A 1,638-nucleotide genomic window follows, 5' to 3' on the forward strand; every position below is an offset into this window, starting at 1 on the left:
CAAATATAGAAATAATATATCACATTTGCTATTATTTTCACAATAAATAACACTTATTTCACATTTTTGCACATAATTGCATAGACACAACTATCAAGCCATGCAATAATCGCTGAATAGTTACTTAAAACACAACCATTATTGTCATGATTTATAATCAAACCACAATCTACAAATGACGTATCCAAAGCCGAAAATACGGAATGAAGGCTCCTCAAATACGCTAAACGCTGCATTTCCACATGACTAAATATACGTTTGTAAAACCGCTATTTAGAAGAACCAAATCCGATATGTCCACGCATTTCGTCCGAAGACACCCCATACATACGTCATCGCCACTCCATACATACTCCATAATTTCGATGGACTAAGATGGAGTAGCGATGAAGGAAGACAAAAAGAAAAACAAAACGGGGGGGACTACAAAGAAGAAAGGCCGTGCCATTCTCTTGTAAAGACAGGAAGAATATGAAAACATACACGGACAAAGCCCCAAAACAAAAGTGGCATGAACCATTATATGAAATAAAGTTCATGCCATAATAATAAGAAATTAACTTGCTGTATTCTTGCTAGCGACTAATACGAACCTTTAGCGGAACACTTTCTCCATCCGGCCACGTTAATCTTATAACATAATAACCAGGTATAGTAGGAATATTAAAACGGAATTCTTCTTTACGATTTTTTATTTGAGATCCCTGAAATGAAGCATTGCTATAAGTACTATCAGTACATTTATATAATGAAACTGTTACATCGCAATCAGAAGGCACAATAGGATTTGAGTTGCACCAAACAACCGCCTGGTTAGTATATTTATCAAAATACCATTCAATAAGATTTTGGTCTGTTATATTTGTAGGAGTCTTAAAATCCAAATAAATACGCAAATTATTTGCCTTACCCTGCGCATCAACATCATACAGAGAAGCCGAATAATTTGTATTTGGTTTCAAAACGGAAAGATAGCTATAATTGCAAGTTGCATAATTGCCATTAGTGTTTTCTATTTTTATTTTAGCCACAATTTTAGTGCTATACACATTGCCTTCTTTTATATACAAATAAGGATTATTAGCATTCTTCAAGTTGTATTTAAATGAAGCCAAATTATTAGTGAAAATAACATTAGAAATATAACCAGCAGGTGGATATACAGGTTGTGGATTTGGGGTAGGGCCAGGGGTAGGGGTAAGACTTGCGCCTCCACAAGGACTGCCGTCAACCTTAATAACAACAGCATTAGCTGTTTGCCAATCTGTCGGTATTGCAAACGATACTGTATATGAGCAACCACTACTTACTCCCCTTGTATAAACATCTTTCGCAGTTTCTTTACCAGTAGCTTCCAAATTAAACGACACATTACTTCCTTTATTAACATAAAAAGAGACTGTAACTTTTCGTGTACTAGAATTGTAAGTAGCGCTGTTTATCACAGCTGGATACGTTGGAGCAGGAGCTACCGCTGGTGCACTTGCCTGCATCAAACTAATTTCTGGAGAACTCTTCGGTCCAGCCAGAACACTACACCATGTTGCTAAGCAACATGATAATACAAGTAAAAATTTTTTCATTTTGGTTTGATAAAATTAATAAATTAAAGTTTGAAAAAAATTATAAACTATGATT

2 protein-coding genes are annotated in these 1,638 nt (G+C 35.1%); both read right to left on the reverse strand.

Annotation, left to right across the window (positions count from 1 at the left end):
- Positions 1-223: 223 nt before the first annotated feature.
- The gene (locus tag ACJROP_RS00025; protein ID WP_406533474.1) at positions 224-358 is read right to left on the reverse strand and encodes a hypothetical protein; all 135 of its coding nucleotides are present in this window, start codon (positions 356-358) and stop codon (positions 224-226) included.
- A gap of 217 nt (positions 359-575) precedes the next feature.
- Entirely contained in the window at positions 576-1,358 is a 783-nt protein-coding gene (locus ACJROP_RS00030; protein ID WP_406533475.1) for a hypothetical protein, read from the reverse strand.
- Positions 1,359-1,638: the final 280 nt, after the last annotated feature.

Origin of the sequence: Methanobrevibacter sp. (genome assembly GCF_045220775.1) — an archaeon.
Taxonomy (GTDB): Archaea; Methanobacteriota; Methanobacteria; order Methanobacteriales; family Methanobacteriaceae; genus Methanocatella.